Source organism: Collinsella aerofaciens (assembly GCF_040910265.1).
GTDB classification, from domain to species: domain Bacteria; phylum Actinomycetota; class Coriobacteriia; order Coriobacteriales; family Coriobacteriaceae; genus Collinsella; species Collinsella aerofaciens_BK.
In genome coordinates this window covers 31,401-50,905 of record NZ_JBDGAW010000011.1, presented here as the reverse complement: position 1 = coordinate 50,905, position 19,505 = coordinate 31,401, and the positions used below count along the sequence as shown (strand labels likewise).

The following is a 19,505-nucleotide window of genomic DNA, read 5'->3' as shown; positions in this document are numbered from 1 at the left end:
GGGCGGTCCTTTCGTTACCGAATGAGAAAAAGACCAATTCAGCATAGCACGGGCGCGCAATAGTAAAACACCCATAACCGATGAACGGCGATATGTTTACCCGATGCCCAGCGATAGCCCAACAGCCCGCCAAAACAAAGCGCCCTAAACGGTAGGTTCAATCCCCAGGTGCTCAAAGGTGCGAAGGGTTGCCTGACGGCCCTGCGGCGTACGAATCATCAACCCGCACTGCAGCAGATACGGCTCATAGACATCCTCGAGCGTGCCCGGGTCCTCGCCCACCGCGCTGGCAAGGGTCGTAAGTCCCACGGCACGACCGGAGAACGTCTTAGCGAGCGTCTCCAAAATGCGAATATCCATCCAGTCCAGACCGAGCTCATCGATCTCGAAGAACTCGAGCGCCTGGCGACAGATATCGAGCTCGATGGGGCCGTTACCGCGCACCTGTGCGTAATCGCGCACGCGCTTGAGCAGGCGGTTGGCAAGACGTGGCGTGCCGCGCGAACGCGAGCCGATCTCGAGTGCACTGGAATGGTCGATCGTCACGCCCAGGATAGTCGCCGAGCGCGTAACAATCTGCGCGAGTTCCTCGACCGTGTAGTAATCCAGGCGATATGAAATGCCAAAGCGGTCGCGCAACGGGCCGGTCAACATGCCTGAGCGGGTCGTTGCCGCCACCAGCGTAAACTTGGGAATATCCAGGCGAATCGAGCGCGCCGCCGGACCCTTGCCAATCACGATATCGAGGGCAAAGTCCTCCATCGCGGGGTACAGGACCTCCTCGACCGAACGGTTGAGGCGGTGGATCTCGTCGATAAACAGCACATCACCCGGCTGCAAGTTAGTAAGGATGGCTGCCAGGTCGCCGGTGCGCGCGATGGCAGGGCCACTCGTGGTCTTGATCTGAGCGCCCAGCTCGTTGGCGATAACCGTAGCCAGCGTGGTCTTGCCCAGACCCGGAGGGCCCGAGAAGATCACGTGGTCGAGCGTCTCGCCACGGCTCTGCGCCGCTTCGATCAACACGCGCAGGCTCTGCTTGATATGCTCCTGGCCGCAGTAATCGTCCAGGCGCTGGGGGCGCAAAGTGCGATCGACGTCGAGGTCCTCGGCCGTCAGCTCCGAGCCCACCATGCGCTCGCCGTGCGCCATGGATGCCGCCGGCGAGTTGCCGGGCGTCGCCCACAGGTCCTGAGAGTCATCGGCTTCCCACATCACGCATCCATTCCGAGTCGCTTAAGCGCCGCGCCGAGCAAATCCTCGACACGCATATCCTGCCCATCATACCCGCTCAGAGCGACATCGGTCTCCTGCGGGCTAAAGCCCATGGAAAGGAGTGCCGCACGGGCGTCATCGATCGCCGAAGGAGCGGCGGCGGGCACGGGCATCGCAACCTGACCGGGGATCGCATCGACCGGCACAAAGCCCTTGTCCTTGGCAAAGGTGCTCTTGAGCTCCAAGATGAGGCGCTGGGCGGTCTTTTTGCCCACGCCGGGCACCTTGGCCATGCCCTTGTCGTCCTCGGCCACCACCAGGGAATACAGCTGTCCCACGGTATAGGTGGAAAGTACGGCGAGCGCCAAGCGCGGGCCAACGCCCGAGACGGACACGAGCCGGTCGAACATCGTGCGCTCATCCTTTGAAGAAAAACCGAAAAGTGTCATGGCGTCCTCGCGCACCTGCATACGCGTGTAGAGGCGGACCTCGCCGCCGGGCGTCGGCAACGTGGCCGCAGTGCTGCCCGAGATGCCGAGTTCAAAGCCAACGCCCGACACGTCGACGACGGCCGAGCTCATCGTGGCCTCGACAAGCGTTCCATGGAGCTGGGAAATCATCAGTATCCGGTTCCTCTCTGTTGATAGAACTCGCCACCGGTAAGGGCACGGGTGCGGCTGAGGTTTACGTGGCAGATGGCGCAAGCCAGGGCATCGGCGGCATGGTCGGGATGCGGGTCGTGGTCGAGCTGCGTGAGCGTACGAACCATATACGCGACCTGCCGTTTGTCCGCGGCTCCGGTGCCCACAACAGCCTGCTTAATCTGCATAGGCGTGTACTCGCCAATCTCGAGCGCGCATTCCGAAAGCGCCACGAGCGCGGCACCGCGGGCATGCGCCGTAGGGATGGCCGAGCGAACGTTGGCGCCAAAGTAAATGCTCTCGATGGCAGCGGTATCGGGTCGATAACGCTCCACGACGCCCTTGAGGTCGCGGGCGATATGCGACAGGCGCACCGCGAGCGGACTACCCGCGCTGGTCTCGATACAACCGTAGGCACGGCAGCGAACCTCGCCGCGCCGCTCCTCGATAATCCCCCAACCCGTATGGGCCAAACCGGGGTCAATGCCCAAGATAACCAAGCCAACCTCCCCTCGCCACAAGCGCAGCGCAAGACAAGGCCCCGCGCATCATTCACGAACGTCTGTTCTAGAATAACACAACGGGGGCAAAGTGCTTAAAGCAAGATAGATTCGGCAGAAGCAATGTGTGTAAGAGAATCTCTCCCGCAATGTTTCCGTCTGCCCTAGTTCTGGCTAAAGAACGGGAACTGCCTCGGATCCACCGGCGGATGCGGCATCGGGCCACCCTGAGGACCACCTTGCGGTCCGCCCTGGCCGCCCATCATCTTATCGATGGCGTCCTGAACCTCGCCCTCGAACTTTTTCATTCCCTCGTGTAAACGACGCTGACCGTCTTCAGAGCGCAACTCCTCCATTTGTTCGGGCGAAATACCCAGTAGCTCGCCCAGCACGCCCATCATCTCGTTTCGCACGCGCTCGCTCGTATCCTCGTCAGCAAAACGGCGCACCTCGGCGCGCGCCAGCGAATCGACCGTCATACGCTCCTTGCCGTTAAGCCCCAGGTCGGACCACGCGAGCATGTACGGCCAGGCGCGCTCGACAAACGAACGGGCTGAGACGATCGACGCCGTCGGCAGCATGCGGCGGGCGGCCTCGCCCTGACGCACGAGCATCAGCAGCAGCGAGCAGGCCTCAGGCTTGCCAGCGGCCATCGGGATGTCGTCGAAAGATCGATTGCGGTCCACGTGCGCCTCGAGCGCGCCATCGACCTCACCCGGCTCAAGCCCGCCGAGCAGCTGTGCCGCGCGGTCGAGCATATCGACCGGACCGTCGAGCGTCGAGAGCGCCTGCGCCAGCACTCGCTCCATACAATCTTCCACCGCGTTGAGCGTCACGAGCTCTTGGGGCACCACGGCAGACGTGCGGTTGCGCACGCGCGCCACAAACTCAAGCGTCGACAGGTACACATCGCCAAAGGGCGCGTAATCGCCCTGGTAGCCGCCGCAAAGCGCCGGCGCCGCCAGCGCGTACTCGGTTTTGGACAGTGGGCTCAGCGCCATCGCACCCAGCTCGAGCGCCGTGTCCTCCAGCATGAGGCCCAGCGTGCGCGAGCGCAGACGCTCGGCATCGCCCGCCGACACGTCGCGATCGAGCACACGCGCCGCATCCGGTGCATCGCGCTCGACGGTGCGAATGTGCAGACGCTCGGCGATGGCGCGGACGGCGGCACAGCGGGCAGCCTCGGCCTCTTCCTGCGCCGGCGTAAAGATACGATTGCGCCCCAGCACCAGGCCAATCACATTACGCGGGCCCAGAGCGTCGACGGCCAGCGCCGCCAGCAGGGACGACGGCAAGTCGCCCTCGAGCGCCACCACAGCACGCGACGCACCGTGGGCTCGGGCGTTGTCGCGCACGGCGAGCACCAGCGCCTGCCACAGCCACTCCTCGGAACGGAACTCGGGCAGTTCGTGATCTTCCAGGGCATCGAGCATCACGCCGCGCTGAATCTCCTGAACCAGCAGGCTCTCCTCAAAACACGGCGCCTGGGCCACCACGCGACCACAGTCGTCGAGCACAAACGAACCGCCGGTATACACCGACTCGTCATAGGCACCGACCGGCGCCATGCAGGCAAACCACACGCTGCGCTTGGATGCGATCTTGCGGTAGGCGCCGCTGCGTACGGCGGCAATGGCAGCAGTCTCGCGGTCGGTCATGTCAAACGCGTTGAATTGGAAATACGCAATGAGGTCAACACCGGTCGGCAACATCTCGAGTTCGCGGTCCAAGTCAAAAATCACGGCAATGCGCACGCCGTCCACGTCGAACACCGGCGGCGCCCAACGCGTGTCGTTGTTCTCACCACGCTGCAGGGCAATGCTCGAACGCGCCGGCACCACATGACCGTCCTTGAGCATCATGTAGTCGAGCAGCGGCTGGCCCTCAAACGAAACCGCCGCGGGCACGATGCAGATCATGTCAAGCTCCTGGATACGCTCGGCGACACCAGTCAAGCCGGCAAGCATGTCGTGCTCAAAGTCGGCAGTGCCCACCAGGCCCCCGGGCATGGCGCCCATAAAGAGCGGAGCCGGAACGCACAGCACGCGCGCCCCGCGCTCGTGGGCCAGACGAGCCTGGTCCTCGATGCGGCCGCAAATGCCCTCAATATCACCCAGGCGCATATCGATCTGTGCAAGCGCGAGCTTCATGGCTCAGCCCTTTCCGTCGTAAACCATCGAAATCGTAGTAAAAGCGCCGGCCGCATGATGCAGTCGGCGCTCGCATGTGCATATGCTAGCTATGATACCCCGAGCGGGGGCGCGCTCCTAGAATGTCGCGGACCACAGCCCGTGCAGGTTGCAGTAGGCATAGACGGTACCGGTCTTGGAACCGCCGGCAAAAAACGTCGCGGGCTTCATGCCGGGCTCAAGGTAATGGACCTCTAAGCGGCCCTCGGCCTCAAGGGCGATCCACTCAATATAGTGCTCGGGCAGGCTGGGGTGCTCGACCGAGCCAACGCGTGCGCGAATCACGTGACCGTCGCGCTCGGTCTCGACAACAGGCACGTGCTTCTCGTGCGCCGCGTCCTCAGTGTTTGCGGTCAGTTCCGTGCAACCGGCAGGGGTTGCAACGTCGTTGCCAAGGGCGGCAATGAGCTTACCGTCGGGGTCCTTAAAGAATTTCGCCATGATGTTCTCCTTTGCTGACGTGCCAATGTTCTTGATGGTTCTTATGCCCAAAGGCAGACAAACCATCCACGGCATTGCAAATGAACACATAACGGGCGGGGACGATGGGGCAGCGTGCGCTATCCGCCCTGGCGGCCCCACCCGAGCGGGTTAGCGCCCGTCGCCGCCCAGCAGCGCCAGAACATCTTCGCGGGTAAACAGCGCCGAGGAGATGCCGTCGCCGCCGAGCACGCTGTTGACCAGGTCGCGTTTGGACTCCTGCATCTGCATGATGCGCTCCTCGATCGTGTCCTTGGCGATGAGCTTGTACACGGTCACGGTATGTTGCTGGCCAATACGATGCGCGCGGTCGGTCGCTTGGTCCTGCGCCGCCACGTTCCACCACGGATCGTAGTGGATGACCACGTCGGCCGCCGTCAGGTTAAGGCCCACGCCGCCCGCCTTGAGCGAAATCAAAAAGACCGGAACCTCGCCCGCTTGGAACTGCGCGACCATCTTGGCGCGGCTCTCCTTAGACGAAGCGCCCGTGAGCTTAAGGAAGGCGATGTCCTCCTTGGCCAAGCGCTTACCGATGATATCGAGCATACCTGTAAACTGGCTGAACAACAGGATGCGATGCCCGCCGTCGAGTGCGCCGTGCACGAGCTCCATACACGTATCGAGCTTGGCGCTCCCCGCCTTGTAATCCTCGTAGTGTAGACGCGGGTCGCAGCAGATCTGGCGCAGCTTGGTGAGCTCGGCGAGCACCTTGAGCTTGTCCTTCTTAAACTCCCCAGCCTCGCGGTGCTGCACCTGCTGGGCGATGCGGTCCTGGTTGGCCAGGTAGAGCTTGCGTTGCTCGCCGGTAAGCTGTGCCATGACGGTGTCCTCGATCTTCTCGGGCAGGTCGGCCACCACGTCTTCCTTAACACGGCGCAGCACAAACGGCGACACGAGCGCCTGCAGGCGAGCGGCGCTATCGCCCTCGGCATGCTCGACGGGGCTCTCAAAGCGCTTGGCAAACGACTCGCGCGTCCCCAAAAGGCCCGGCATCAAAAAGTCGAAGATGCTCCAAAGCTCGGACAAGCGGTTTTCGATGGGCGTGCCCGTCAGGGCAAAGCGCACGCCGGCAGGCAGGCGCTTTGCGGCGCGCGCCACCTGCGTGAGCGGGTTTTTAATGTACTGGGCCTCATCGAGCACCACGCGGGCAAAATCCTGCTCGACGTACTCGTCGATATCGCGCCGCATAAGATCATACGACGTCACAACCACGCTATGCTCGGCCACGCCGGCAATCTGTACACGACGTTGAGCTTTGGCGCCCACGATGGCGCACACATCGAGCGACGGGGCAAAGCGCTCCAGCTCGGCGGTCCAGTTGTACACGAGTGAGGCCGGGCATACCACGAGCGTGGGCTTGGTGTCCCCCGCCTCCACGCGCGCCAGAATATGCGCAATCATCTGGAGCGTTTTGCCCAGGCCCATGTCGTCGGCCAAGATGCCGCCAAGGCCCAGGTGTTCGAGCGAGCCGAGCCACTGGTATCCGTCGACCTGGTAGCCGCGCATCGTTGCCTTGAGCGAGGCGGGTACCGTAAAGTCCATCTTGCCGAGCGTGTCCAGGCGCTCGACGGTGCGGCGGAACGCGGCGTCGCGATCGGCCTCGAGCGCCGGCGTGCGCGCGAGCATGCTATCGACAAAAAGGGTGCTCGACGCGGGAAGCGACACGCCGTCGAGCAGGTCGACGGCATCGACACCCAGGTCCTCGGCAAGGCCAAACGCGGCGCGCGCTCCCTCATCCAGGCGCACGATGTCGCCGGACGTCAGGCGCGCAAACGTCTGGTGGCGCTTGTACGAGTCCAGATAGATGGCAAGATCTGCCGCCGAAAGCCCGCTCGCGCCCAGCTCGACGTCGAGCAGATTGCTCTTAACGGTCGCACGAACCGAGAGCTTGGGCGCGGGGCGGACCGAGATCTGGCGCAGACGGTCGCTGAGCATGACCTCACCCAGTTCGGACAGGGCGGACAAGCCCTCGGTCAGCAGGCAGAACAAGCGGGCGTCATCGCGCTCCTCAAACGCCAGACCGCCCTCGTAGAAATCGAAGTACAGGGCCGCCGTATCCATAACGCGAAACTCCGCCACCTCGTCGCGGGGCGGCACACCGGGGCGCTGCTCTTCGAAGGGGCTGCCCGGAGCGCCCAGGCTAAAGAGATCCGCCGACCAATCGCCGTAGGTAACCGTAATTTTGCAGGTCACGAGCCCATCGTCGACACCGATCGCCATAGCAAAGCTCGGCTCGGGTGCCACGGTATCGAGCGCGGCGGGCGCGGTGAGGTCGGTGTAGTCGCGCAAAATGGGCAGCGCCATACGGCAGAACTCACCCACCTGCTCGGCGGCAATATGGGCGGGCGTGCGGCACGGCAGCAAGCGCGACAAAAAAGGTGCGGCATGCTGAGCAAATGCAGCGTCGGTACGGCGCGCGCGGCGCGTGTCAACCAAGTAGGCGGCATCGCCCGACGCAAAGCAGTACATATCGGCGGGCAGGCGCAGGTCATAGCTACCACCAGCCGCCGGCGCGATTTTGGCGGCAAGCAGCGGTGGGCGCTTAGCGGATGCCTCGTCCTCCCCTTGCGGAGACAGCTCAACCGCCACGTCGTAGGTGCGATGCGTCGTCATCCCCCGCGACCAGGCGGGCTCAAAGGAGATGGTCTGGCCGCGCAGCAGGTCCAGCACATATACGATGCTATGCTCGGACAGCGGCAACTGACGCTCGGCAACAAAACCACTGCGGGCAAAGTCGTACGACGCCGAACGCGAGCTTGTGATGTCATCGAGATAGGCAACTGTCGTCACAACAAGGTTGAGCAGCTTTGCCGATGTTTCGTCAAAGGCCTCAGGTGAATGGACAAACGTGAGCTTCTTGCCATAGGAGAACGTGCCGCCGCGCACGTAGGCATCGGCCATGCCGTCGATGTCCTTGACCACGTAGGAGACCGATCCACAGCGAATGCGGAACTCGAGCGCCCAGCTAAAGCGGTCAGCGAACAGCGGATTGTAGTACGGCACCAACGAGGGCTCCAACGCCGCTTTGGGGGCGTCGGGATCAACGGCACCGGCTAGTTTGCGGCGCATGCTCGCCAGCTCATCCATGCGCGCGTCCGAAAGATCGGAAAGCGCCGCCACAAGGCTCGGGCTCGTGGGGACGGGCGCCGGGAAGGGAAAGTTGGGGTTGACGGCCGGCGCGGCGGACGCGGCGCGCGCGGGCTGTTTCGGCTGCGCCGTAAACGTGCGAACCGGCGTGCGCAGCCCCTCAACAGGCTCAATGCCGCTGGTGTCCAGGTACGCCAGCGCTGTGGCGATGGCGTGCTTGCACATACCGGGATAGCGGTATGCGGCGGGGCAGTCGCAGTCGTAGTCGATAACCTCGTGCTCGTCCATATCGAGCGCCACGTGCGTCTTGTACAGGTCGCCGCGCGAGCCGCGCACCGAGCCCTCAACCGTCACGTTTTTGGAGAAGCGCGAGCCGCTGTCCTCAATCGACAGCACGGCGCCGTTGAGCATGAGCGAGCGGCCCTTCATAAAGGTGCCGCTCAACGCCGCCTCTTTGCGAAGCGCCTGCACAAACGTCCCCTGCGCCATCACTTCCTCCAATCTCACCCGGGGTAGCTTAGATAACCGTCACGCGACCCTGGTTACCCACAATCGCCTTTGCCTCTGCCAACAGCGGAATCGAGCGTGCGTTGACCTTGGCCGGTACCTCGGCACGCAGTACGCGCCCGTCCACCTGCTCGATAAAGATCTCCACGCGGTCGCCGCCCGGGTTGGCGGTAAGCACCGTGGCAAGACGCGCCATATTGCCCTGGCTAAAGCGGCTGTTGGGCACCATGACCTCAAACACCTTGGGCTTGTTGTTCTCCTCGTTAAGCTCAAGCGGCACGATCTCCTGCGCGATGATCTGGTCGCCGCGGTCCGAGCGCTCGAGTTTGCCCTTAATGCGCACAAACGCATCGGACAGCTGCGCGCCGGTCTCGGGATCGACCTCGCCGTACAGGTACCCCTCGGCCTCCTTGTAGGTTTTGGGGAACACCACGACCGTGGCCTCGCCTTCCATGTCCTCGAGCTGCACAATGCCCATGGGGTCGCCGTTTTTGGTCACGCGCTTGGACACGCTCGAGACCATGCCGGCCCACCACAGCGCCTTGCCCTCGGGAATCTCCTGGTTGATGGTACCGCCCGTGGGGTTTTGCACCTCGTAGCCGGTATCGATCTGCGAGAACGAGAAGTCGCGCGCCTTGGCTAGCGCATACTCAAACGGGCGCAGCGGGTGGTCCGAGACATAGATGCCCAGAACCTCCTTCTCCTGGCTCAGCTTAAGGTGGCGGTCCCACTCCTGGCCATCCGGATCGGGCACGCTCACCTCAAAGCCCGAGCCCTCAACGTCGCCAAACATATCGAAGAACGACGTCTGGCCGCTCGCGCGATCTTTCTGGCGCTTCACCGCGGCATCGATGATGTTCTCGGGGTTGTTCTTATCCACAAAGTGCATCATCTGGCGACGCGGATACCCCGTGGAGTCAAAGGCGCCTGCCTTGATGAGCGATTCGATCACGCGGCGGTTTGCCTGGCTCGAGTCCACGCGCTCGACAAAGTCGTGCAGCGTCTTAAACGGGCCGCCAGCCTCGCGCTCGGCGATAATCGCCTGCGCCACGCCGGTGCCCACGCCGCGGATGCCGGCCAGACCAAAGCGCACGCCCTCCTTGGTAGCCGTGAACTCGGTACCGGACTCGTTGACATCTGGCGAAAGCACGGGGATGCCGTCGTGACGGCACGCCGAGACGTAGTGAACGATCTTGTCGGTCTTGCCCGTATAGGACGTCAGAACGGCCGCCATGTACTCGTGCGGATAGTGCGCCTTGAGCCACGCCGTCTGCATAACCAGGATGGCGTAGCCAGCGGAGTGTGACTTGTTAAAGGCGTAGGACGCGAACTCGAGAACATCGTCCCAAATCTTCTGGGCGACCTCGCGCGTGTAGTTGTTCTTGATAGCGCCGTTCATCCAGTGGTCGTAGGTGGTCTCGTCGGAGCCATCCTCCCAGTGGAGCACCGTCGACGTGAGCAGCTTGATCTTTTTCTTAGCCACGGGCTTACGGATACGCGAGTCCGATTCGCCCTTGGAGAAGCCGCACATCTCGACGGAGATGAGCATAACCTGCTCCTGGTAGACCATGGTGCCGTAGGTTTCACCCAGGATGTCGTCCAGGCGGTCGTCGTAGGAGACGGCCGGCTCCTTGCCGTTCATACGGTTGATGTAAGACGAGACCATGCCGGCGCCCAGCGGGCCCGGGCGGTATAGAGCGATCAATGCCACGACGTGCTTGTACTCGGTGGGCTTCATGTTCTTGATCGTGGCCGTCATGCCGGCGGACTCGACCTGGAAGACGCCGGCGGTGTGACCGGAGCCCATGAGCTTAAAGATCTCGGGATCGTCAAAGGGAATCTCTTCCTCTTTGATGTCGATGCCGAAGTTCTTTTTGATGTTGGCCTTGGCCTTGGAGATAACCGTCAGCGTGCGCAGGCCCAGGAAGTCCATCTTGAGCAGGCCCATGTCGGCAACGGTATGGCCCTCGTACTGGGTAATCTCGACGCCGCCCTTGGTATCGAGCTTGGTGGGCACATGCTCGTTGACGGGGTCGCGGCAGATCAGAACGGCGCACGCGTGCACGCCCTCGCCACGGGTGAGGCCCTCAATCGAGAGCGCCGTGTCGATGATGCGGCGGGCGTCGTCGTCCTTTTTATAGGCCTCGGCAAAGTCGGGGTTAAACAGATCCTCTTTGCCGGGTTGTTTTTCGAGTACCTGCTTGAGCTTGACCTTGGGGTCGCTCGAGACCATCTTGGACAGGCGCTGGCCCATGTAGACGGGGTAGTCCAGAACGCGCGCGGCGTCGTTGATGGCCTGCTTGGCCTTGATGGTCGAGTAGGTGATAACGTGGGTGACCTTCTCGGGGCCGTAGAGCTGGCGAACGTGCTCCACGACCTCGAGGCGCCGCTCATCGTCGAAGTCCATATCGATATCGGGCATCTCGGTACGCTGCGGGGACAGGAACCTCTCGAACATCAGGCCGTTCTCGAGCGGGTCAAACGCGGTGATGTTCATGGCGTAGGCGACGATAGCGCCGGCTGCCGAGCCACGGCCAGGGCCGACGCCGATGCCGTTGTCCTTGGCCCATTGCACGTATTCGGCGACGATCAAAAAGTAGGCGGCAAAGCCCTTGTCGCAGATGACCTTGTATTCGTACTCAAAGCGCTCTTTGATGTTGACGCCACAGATCTCGCGCGTGGCCCAATCGTCACCATAGTGCTGGCGCAGGCCCTTCTCGCACTCGCGGCGGAACTGGCTCTCGTGCGTCTCGCCGGGATCGAGCAACGGGAAGCGCGGCAGGATGATGGAGTCCCAGTCCAGCTCCACATAGCACTTGTCGGCAATCTCGAGCGTGTTGTCGCAGGCCTCGGGGCAATACGGGAACATCGCCCGCATCTCCTCCTCGGTCTTCATGTAAAACTCCGAGCCGGTCATGCGCATGCGGTTGGGGTCGTCGACCTTGGCGTTCATGCCAATGCACATGATGACGTCCTGCACGGGCGCGTCCTCGCGGCGCAGGTAGTGGAAGTCGTTGGTGGCGATGACCTTGACGCCCACCTGCTTGGCAATATCGATGAGCGCGCGGTCCATCTGCTCGTCGGTCAGGCCGTTGTCGGTGGTGATGCCGTGTTCCTGGATCTCGATATAAAAGTCGCCGGGGTCGAAGGTGTCACGGAAGGTCTCGGCCCACTTGATGGCGCCTTCCATGTCACCGCGGTCGATGTACTTGGGAATGATGCCCGCGATGCAGGCGCTGGTGCAGATCATGCCCTTGGCGTGGCGGCGCAGGTTGTCGAGCGTCACGCGCGGCTTGTAGTAAAAGCCCTGCACGGCGGCCTCGGAGACCGTCTGCATCAGGTTGACGTAGCCCTCCTGGTCCTTGGCCAGAAGAATCATGTGGTAGAGCTCGGGCTTATGGTCGCGGGCGAGCGTCTCGTCCGGCGTAAAGTAGACCTCACAGCCAAAGATGGGTTTGATGACCAGGGGCGGCTTGAGCTCGTCGATGTTGCCCTTCTCGTCCCACATGGCCATGTCCTTCACATACTGGGCATGCTCGCGCGGGTTTTCCTCGGGATCGGGCTCCACCAGCTCGTCGCGGCGGTCCTTTTCCAAGAAGGCCTTGTCGTGGCTCCAGGTTTTGTACTCGGGCGTGTTGTGGTTGACGGCGTCGCAGGCCAGCGCCAGGTCGGGCACGCCATACATGTAGCCGTGGTCGGTAATGGCGACGGCGGGCATGCCCAGCTCTACGGCGCGGTTGACCATATCCTGGATACGGGTTGCGCCGTCGAGCATGGAGAAGACGGTGTGGTTGTGCAGATGGACGAATGCCATGTGATGAGCTCCGATGCGGGTTCGTGATCTTAGGGTTACGATTCTACCGCACAGCGCGGACGGCACCCGAACCTAGCCCAAACCCACACGGCTCCTCTTGCAGTTGCGGTGAAATGCGGACTGTTTGGCGGCTTTTTTGACCAAAACAGTCCGTATTCCACCGCAAGTTATCTGAGGGCTAGAGGTTGTAGGTGACTACTTGAGGTTCGGCGGGTTCGACGAAGATGGTTGGATCCAGCTGTTCCACGCGGACGAACTTGACGGTCACGGCCTCAAAGCCCGCCTTGTGCAACACATCGGAGTAGACGCGCGCCTGCAGGGCGTGCTTCTCCTGCAGCTGTTCCGGCGTCTCGTCCGGCGTCCCGCCCGTCTTGTAGTCGATGACCAGCGCGCATGACGAATCCGCCGGGTTCGTCGCCAAAGCGTCGATGGCGCCCTCGGCATATGCACCGTAGCGGGCGATGTCCTCGTCCTCGCAGCCCAGCGAGAAGAACGGCACCTCGGCGCGAACGCACGGCCACGCGAGCAGGTCGGCACGAGCAGCCGACTTGAGCCAGCGGTCCAGGGCAACGTCGAAGCGTTCGCGCTGCTCCGGCGTCAGGCACCACAGGCGCGCCAGCGCATCGGCACGCTCAGCGGGCAGCGCATCGGCACCCATCTCGATCAGCCACTGGCAGGCGGCATGGAACGCCGAGCCCAGCGCCATGGGGTTGCCGGCGGGCTCAACGGCGGCCACGCCTGCATCCGTCATCTCGGAACCATCCGACTCCGCATCATCGCCAGCCTCGTCCATGGGCACATGCGCCTCGGCGGCTCGGTCCTCGGACTCGGCATGCAGCGCCGCGGCAATTGACGAGTAGCTGTACGAATCGCGCGCCGGATACGGGCAGGTGCCCATGCGCACGCCCACCGCCTGGGGATACACGAGCTCAAACGCATCGGGCTCGGGGTCGGCAGGACCGGGAACAGCGGCGTGGGCATCCGCACCGGCACCCTCCGGCTCCGCATCGCCGCGGACAAGCCTGCCCTCGACATCCAGCGAAGCGTTGACCTCAAACGTCTGCTCGCCAAACGTAAAGTCCGCCAGCGAGATGAGCTCGTAGTCGCCCGGCTTGGAGTTGTCGAACACCAAACGGTCGCTATCGAGCTGCGGCATGTCCAGGCTGTCGGTCGGCAGGATGCGGCGCAGCACGTCGTAGGTCAGATCCGTCTCGACATCGAAGGTCGGCGCCGTCACCTTGCCGCGGCTCACGCCGACATCCATCGCCAGAATGACCAGCTCGCGCGCTCGCGTCATGGCGACATAGAGCAAGCGAGCCCGCTCCTCGAGCGAAAGCTGCAGGTCGTGGTTGCGCAGGCGAACGAATGCCTCGGCGGGAGAACCCGTCGCGCAGACATCCTCCATGAGCTCCGGCGGCAACCATAGCGGCGTGCCCTTACCCTTAAACGCATGCTCAAACTGCTTTTTGACGTCATCGCCCTTTACGAACGTGCCGTCCGCGAGTTTAACGCCGTCGAAGCGCGCCGGCAGCGCCACGACCTGCGCTCCGCCCTCGACACGCCCCATCTGAGCCGCACCCGAGGACTTACGCACGCCAAAGCACTCCGCAACCGCCACGATCGGATACTCCAGGCCCTTGGAGGCATGCACCGTCATGATGCGCACCGCGCCGTCGCCCTCCTCGTTGAGGGCACCTGGGGCCTCCTTGCCCGCCAAGAAGCGGTCGAAGGCAAGCGCAATGGAACGCGGCGAGTTACCGAACTCGGCCTCCGCCTCGGCCACGGCATCGAGCGCCTTAAGCACGTTGGCGGCAATGGCCTTGCCCTCGGGACCACGCTGTGCCAGACGCACAAACCAGCCGGAGGCGTTGACAGTATCGCGCGCGATGGCGGCGAACGAATCGCGGCCCACGCGACGAAGCGCATACCGCAGCACCTCGCGGGCGCGCGTCACGAGCGGCAAGTCTTGCAAACCCGGCACATCGGAATCGCTCATGATGCCCGCATCGATGTTGCGGCGCGAGGTCTCCCCCGTCTGGTCGTCCAGTTTGGTCGCCAGCGCCAGGAACTCCTGGGCGCCGAGCGCAAACATCGGCGAGGCGAGCAGTGGCATGAGGCCCTGCGCCGTATCGGCCGGATTGGCGAGTGCGCAGACCAGGGCACGCACCGTCTGCACCTCAGCTGCCTGGGCAAAGACCGAGCCGCCTGCGATCACGCAGTCGAGCCCCTGGTCGCGGAAGGCCTGCGCATAGACATCGGCGTTGGTCATGCGGCCCAGCAGCAGGACCATGCTGCCCTGGGGCTGGCCCGCTTTAACGAGTGCTTGGAATCGCTCCGCAATCGCGCGAGCTTTCGCCTGCGTTCGCTCCTGCGTACTGCCACCGGCAACGAAGATCGCCTGGCGGCGCGATGTCTTCGCCTTGAGCTTGTCCTCGCGTTCGTCGCTCGGTTCAAGATCCAAGAACCCCTGCATCAAACCACCGGTGTCGCCGTCAAAGACGCGCGCCACATAGCGCAGCACCTCGTCGTGGCTGCGGAAGTTGCGTACAAGCTTGACGAGCTCGCCGGCGGGGGCATCGGACGTGGCGACCGTCTCGGACGCCGTCGTCGAACCCACCTTGCGCTCCTGGCGACGGAACACCTCGACCTCGGCACCACGGAAGCGGTAGATCGACTGCTGCGCATCGCCTACGGTGCACAGTGCGCGCTCCCCCGCGCCCGTCAGGTAACGGATCAAATCGACCTGCATCTGGTCGGTATCCTGGAACTCATCGATCATGACCATCTTAAAGCGGCCCTCGTACGCAGCACGAATGGCAGGGTAATCGCGCAACGCCTCGTACGCCATGCGCAGCAGGTCGTTGTTATCAAGCGCGGACTGGTCAGCCTTGAGCGCGCGGTATTCCGCCTCCACAGCACGAGCAAGCCCCACCAGTGCATCGAGCGCGGGACCACCGCAGGCGAGCACGATATTGATAAACGCATCGGCGGCCTCGGCCTTGAGCAGCTCGACCTGCTCCTTGGGGAACGCTTTGCTCGCCCGAGGCATGCTGCACGACATCATGAGTCGCGCCGCATCCTCCATGGTTTTGCCGCTCGCCTCAAACGCGTCGATGGCATCGAGTGCCACCTGCGCTTTCTCGGTCGCGGCCTTGCTCGCACCCAACGCCGCGCGATAGGCGTCGGCAAGCGCAGAGGTGTCAGCCTGGCCGCGCGCCACGCGCACATCGTCCATGCCGCCCGGCAGCTGGCTCGATAGCTCCAGCAGGTCGCGCACCAGCCCTTTGATGGTGGTACCGGCGCCAAACGGCCCGCCCTCGCCCGCCATGGGATACCAAGCGTAGAGGGCCTTAAGCGGGGCGGCGAGCTCAGGCGCGGCATCGGGCGCCGTCGCGCGCCCCAGCACATGCTCGACAGCCTGATCCATAAGCTCGTCGGTATCGGTGAGCACCGTGAATTCGGGATCGATGCCCAGCTCCAGCGCATGCGCGCGCAGGATGCGCGAACACATGCCGTGAATGGTCGAGATCCAAGCGTCGTCGACGGTCAGGGCCTCCTCGTCCATACCCTCTTCGATAAGCGCACGACGCACGCGGTCACGGATCTCGGCCGCGGCATCTTTGGTAAAGGTAATGGCGAGCACCTGGTCCAGATGCTCAACGAACGGACCGGATTCGGGCGAGAGCGCGTAGACGATGCGGCGCGTGAGGGTAAAGGTCTTGCCCGAACCGGCGCCCGCCGAGACAAACAGCGGGCGGTCGAGCGTTTTGACGATCTGCAGCTGCTGCGGCATCAAAGTCGAAAGATCCATGGTCTACACGTCCCTCCTTACAAACGTTCCTTCGTGGTTATACGAGCAGCGCGCATGCGCGGCCTGAGCCGACGTCGGGTCGACGGCGGCAACGTTGCCTGCCTCGAGCTCGCGCAGGCGCTCGGCGATGCCGTCCTCCACGCGATCGAGCAGGGCGTCGAAGTCCATGCTGCCGCCCTCGCCGGGAAAACCTTTCTTAAGGCCCGGAATGCGGCCGTCGCCGCGCTCTTCCTCAAGCAACTCGGCGCTCGCCGCACCGCGCAGCGCGGGCTTGCCGCCCTTGGTCGAAAAATAGAGCGCGGCGCGGGTATCCAGATCCAGCGCCCGACGCATGGCCTGCGCGTAGATGAGTGTCTGGGTATGGGGCGGCAGCCAGCGCGGGTCGTCGATGGGGGCCTCGCCCGACTCCTCGTCGCGCACCGTGGGGTCGGCGAGCTTAAACTCCTCGACACCCGAACGATGCTTATAGTCGATTACCACGGCGCGATTCTCGGCATCCACATCAACGCGGTCGATGCGCCCGCCAAGCGGCCAGCCGGCATACTCGACCTTAAGCTCATTAAAGGCGAACTCAAGGTAGCGCGGGGCAAAGGGTGCAAGCGCCTCGGACTCGTAGGCAAGCACGCCCTCCAGCTGCGGCAAAATCTCGGCCACCTGGCGCTCCTCCACTGGAGAGAGCGGCACCAGCGGGCCCTCGGTACCGCGCTTGCCGGCGTGCTCGGCCAGGGTCTCGGCAAAGACCTCGTGCAGCAGCTCCTTCGCGCGCGGCAGATTCATGGGCGTCACGCGCTCCATGCCCACCTGGGGCAGACGGGCATGCAAGTGCTCCAGCACGTCATGGACAAAGTTGCCCTTCTCCATGTTGCCAAAGCCGGCGTCGATCGACTGGGGTTTGACGCGATACGAGACGAACCAGCACAGCGGGCAGGTGGAATAGGCCTCGATCTGCGAGGCGGACGTCAGGCGCGGCACAAGCGGCGCGCCCTCGCCCTCGCCGTCACGACGGCGCAGGACCAAATACGGCACGGCCTCATCGCTCAGATGCTGAGGAGCTTCGCAGGTCACGCGCTCGCGCCTAAGACCTTCGCCTGCCGCGGGATCGAAGTCCCTTACGATATCGCCCTCACCCACGCACTTCGCCTTGTCGGCGCCAGCGGCCTTAGCGTTGTCAGCAGTCTTGTCGGCGTCAGCGGCCTTGGCGTCGGCGGCCTTGGCGTGCGCACGCAACTCAGTCCACACGGCCGCCGGATAGCACTCGCGCGCCTGACGATCGTGGGTCACACGAGCGAGCGCAACCGGACCGCGTGCCGCTTGCATCGCGCGGCCAAAGCGTGCGCGCAGCAAAGCCGCAGGCTCAAGCGTCACGCCGCTGCGATCTAACTCTGCCGTCAGCGTGACCAGCGGGCCCTCCTCATGTGAGAGCGGATAACTGTCCAGGTCGACGTCGGCAAACAGCACGGCATCGTAGCTATCGGGGCGCAGGCCTGCCGCATCGGCAAGCGAAGCAAAGCGCACTTGGGCGCGTGGCGCACGGTCAACCTCGTAGGTCTCGTAATCGTAGGCGGTGCTACGCTTGTCCACCTTGGTGCGAATGCCATCGAGCACGGGCACGGTCGCGGCCTGCGACACGTCGAGCGCGCGAGCATCGTTCATAAGGATGTCGATGACGTGGCGCAGCAGAGCCACCTCCGCCTGGCGACGGGCTTGGCCATCCAAGCTGCCCAGCGAGCGATCGGGCAACGCCTCGGCAACGGCAAGCATGGCCTTGAGCGCCGTCACGGGTTTGTCGCGCCACAGCGCTTGGAACACGTCCGAAACCACACACGGCACGTTCTTAAACCAGTTCTCGTCGCTCGCCGCCTTGCGCGCGCCCCTCACCTGGCCTTGGACGCTCTGAAGTAGGCTCTTAACGCCCGCGGTAGTCTTGCTGCGCGAGAGACGCATGTTCTTATCGAAGGTACGGGCATTGACGGCATCAGCGCCCGAAAGCGGACTGTAGATCCAGTCGGTAAGCTCCGGCGCGGGCCACCATTCGGTCTTTGACGCCATGCCCTCATCGGCGGCCTTCATGCGCTCGATCAGGCTGGCAAGCGCCGCAAACTGCCTGCCCGCAATGGATTGGGAAAACGCCGTGAACTCAGTCGTCTCGGCCGCAATGTGACGCGCCGCCAAACGGGCAGCGAGTTCGCCGAACAGCTGGGGTGCCCGGGCGGAAACAACGAGCACGCGCGTGGGGTCGGAGTTTGTCGCGGCGCCGTCGCGCGACACGGACTCCCCACATGCCGCGACCAGGTTCTCAAGAGCATCCACATAAGCGCGGGCGCGGGCATGAGGGCCGGCAACCTCTACAAAGGTAGGCCGAGCGGCGGACTTGGAGGCAATCTGGGGCGCAGCGGCGCCCTCCCCCAGCGGCGCGGCCTCAAACAGCACGTCGCGGGCATCAAATGCCGCGGCAAGCTCCTCGCGCATCGCCGCCTGCTCGCGGGCAAGCAGCACGACGACCTCTCCCCCATTGTTCGCCACGGCAGACAGCAGCTCGAGCAGGCCGTGCGTAAACGACGTGATACCGCGCGCGCATACGGCGCGGGTGCACGCCGGCAGGTTATCGGCCAGGGCACCGGCCATAATGTCAGCTGCCTCGCAGGGCTCGACCATATCTCGACGGTCCGAGCCGCACGCATAGGCGCACAAAAGTTCAAACACGCGAGCCTCGGCGTCGCTTTTGGGCTTGGGCTTGCAAACGTTGTCGCAGCAACGCTCGGCACCTGTCCCTGCCACACCCGGCAGCACATCGCGGGCCATACGCGCGAGCATGCGCACCGTGCCCTGACTGCGCGAAAGCGGTTGCAGGTCGGCATCGTCGCGGCGGGCAATCATATCCGAAAACAACATCTGGCGCTGCAGGTTGTCCACAAAGCTGCGGCCATCGCCCAAAAGCTCCCACAACGAACGGAGCCACGACGAAGGGGTCTTGTAGTCAACACCCAGGGAAGCGCCGGACGCAGCGGCATCGTGACGGCACAGATCGAGCTCGGCAAACGTAGGCGCCAGCAAAACGGCACGTCCATGGCGAGCAACCAGGTCGGCGAGCAGCGCCGCCTCGGCATCGCTCAAATCCGCGCCGGCGTTGGTGGAATAGATTCGAACAGGCATGGTCCTCCACTCAAACCGTTCGCAATAATCAATGCATCCATCCTACCCGCCCACGCGGACAGATTTGCCCCACGCCAACAGATTTCCTCCGTCCCCAAAGGATCAAAAAAC

The 19,505-nt window shown here is 63.6% G+C and carries 9 protein-coding genes; all 9 read right to left on the bottom strand.

The genetic code is table 11. The annotated features are described in order from the left end of the window. Window positions 1-144: 144 nt before the first annotated feature. The 9 genes from ruvB to AB5Z14_RS06045 all read right to left on the bottom strand — a co-directional run bounded on the left by ruvB (window position 145) and on the right by AB5Z14_RS06045 (window position 19,394). A complete protein-coding gene (ruvB, locus tag AB5Z14_RS06085; protein ID WP_368130718.1) occupies window positions 145-1,212 on the bottom strand; it encodes a Holliday junction branch migration DNA helicase RuvB in 1,068 nt (355 codons plus the stop codon). Continuing rightward, on the bottom strand, window positions 1,212-1,832 hold the full coding sequence (gene ruvA, locus AB5Z14_RS06080; protein ID WP_368130717.1) for a Holliday junction branch migration protein RuvA: 621 nt from the start codon (window positions 1,830-1,832) through the stop codon (window positions 1,212-1,214). Before ruvA ends, ruvB begins: the two co-directional genes overlap by 1 nt. Then, on the bottom strand, window positions 1,832-2,353 hold the full coding sequence (gene ruvC, locus AB5Z14_RS06075) for a crossover junction endodeoxyribonuclease RuvC (RefSeq protein WP_035137351.1): 522 nt from the start codon (window positions 2,351-2,353) through the stop codon (window positions 1,832-1,834). Before ruvC ends, ruvA begins: the two co-directional genes overlap by 1 nt. 164 nt (window positions 2,354-2,517) lie before the next feature. Then, window positions 2,518-4,503 carry an NAD(+) synthetase gene (locus AB5Z14_RS06070; RefSeq protein WP_368130716.1) on the bottom strand — a complete coding sequence of 662 codons (1,986 nt, stop codon included), beginning with the start codon at window positions 4,501-4,503 and terminating at the stop codon, window positions 2,518-2,520. Between the two features lie 117 nt (window positions 4,504-4,620). After that, on the bottom strand, window positions 4,621-4,983 hold the full coding sequence (locus tag AB5Z14_RS06065; protein ID WP_089572163.1) for a desulfoferrodoxin family protein: 363 nt from the start codon (window positions 4,981-4,983) through the stop codon (window positions 4,621-4,623). 150 nt (window positions 4,984-5,133) lie between these two features. After that, on the bottom strand, window positions 5,134-8,598 hold the full coding sequence (locus AB5Z14_RS06060; protein ID WP_368130715.1) for a DEAD/DEAH box helicase: 3,465 nt from the start codon (window positions 8,596-8,598) through the stop codon (window positions 5,134-5,136). 28 nt (window positions 8,599-8,626) lie between these two features. Then, window positions 8,627-12,430, bottom strand: a complete 3,804-nt coding sequence (dnaE, locus tag AB5Z14_RS06055) for a DNA polymerase III subunit alpha (protein ID WP_368130714.1) — start codon at window positions 12,428-12,430, stop codon at window positions 8,627-8,629. A gap of 178 nt (window positions 12,431-12,608) precedes the next feature. Continuing rightward, entirely contained in the window at window positions 12,609-16,241 is a 3,633-nt protein-coding gene (locus AB5Z14_RS06050) for a UvrD-helicase domain-containing protein (RefSeq protein ID WP_368130712.1), read from the bottom strand. A gap of 3 nt (window positions 16,242-16,244) precedes the next feature. After that, a complete protein-coding gene (locus AB5Z14_RS06045; protein ID WP_368130711.1) occupies window positions 16,245-19,394 on the bottom strand; it encodes a PD-(D/E)XK nuclease family protein in 3,150 nt (1,049 codons plus the stop codon). Window positions 19,395-19,505: the final 111 nt, after the last annotated feature.

Coding starts and splice junctions, on each gene's coding strand:
- ruvB (WP_368130718.1), bottom strand. CDS start 1,212: ATGTGGGAAGCCGATGACTCTCAGGACCTGTGGGCGACGCCCGGCAAC.
- ruvA (WP_368130717.1), bottom strand. CDS start 1,832: ATGATTTCCCAGCTCCATGGAACGCTTGTCGAGGCCACGATGAGCTCG.
- AB5Z14_RS06070 (WP_368130716.1), bottom strand. CDS start 4,503: ATGAAGCTCGCGCTTGCACAGATCGATATGCGCCTGGGTGATATTGAG.
- AB5Z14_RS06065 (WP_089572163.1), bottom strand. CDS start 4,983: ATGGCGAAATTCTTTAAGGACCCCGACGGTAAGCTCATTGCCGCCCTT.
- AB5Z14_RS06060 (WP_368130715.1), bottom strand. CDS start 8,598: ATGGCGCAGGGGACGTTTGTGCAGGCGCTTCGCAAAGAGGCGGCGTTG.
- dnaE (WP_368130714.1), bottom strand. CDS start 12,430: ATGGCATTCGTCCATCTGCACAACCACACCGTCTTCTCCATGCTCGAC.
- AB5Z14_RS06050 (WP_368130712.1), bottom strand. CDS start 16,241: ATGGATCTTTCGACTTTGATGCCGCAGCAGCTGCAGATCGTCAAAACG.
- AB5Z14_RS06045 (WP_368130711.1), bottom strand. CDS start 19,394: ATGCCTGTTCGAATCTATTCCACCAACGCCGGCGCGGATTTGAGCGAT.